This window comes from Rhizobium sp. SVR5-9E (genome assembly GCF_056755095.1).
The window spans coordinates 1-395 of record NZ_JBNDHS010000266.1; the positions used below are offsets into that span (position 1 = coordinate 1).

Below are 395 nucleotides of genomic sequence, written 5' to 3' on the forward strand. Positions count from 1 at the left end.
CCATGGAAGCGGCGGTGCCGATATCTCCGCCGCTTCCATGGAGCATGCCACAGAGCTTTTCCTTAAAGAAATGGCGTATCAACTGTGTGACGGGTATTCCATCAATACCGGCTATTTTACGGCAAGCACGACTATTCGTGGGGTCTTCGACAGCCCGTCGGAGACGTTTAACAAAGACAAGCACAGCATTATTTTCCAGTTCAACCAGGGAGAAAAGCTACGGGCAGAGATCCCGAATATTGAAGTCAGTATTCTGGGGGTAGCAGAATCTTCTGCGGTGATCTTGCAGGTAACCGATGTGAAGAGCGGTTCGGTGAATGATCTCCTTACGCCCGGCAGAAACCTGAAGATCGTGGGCAGTAAGATCAAAGTCGCAGGCGATGGTGCTTCTGTAG

1 protein-coding gene is annotated in these 395 nt (G+C 50.9%); it reads left to right on the top strand.

Annotated features, from left to right (window positions below; all coding sequences use genetic code 11):
* Window positions 1-395: DNA-binding domain-containing protein (locus tag ACPYOJ_RS34730; protein WP_481420284.1), on the top strand; the 395-nt coding region annotated here is incomplete at both ends.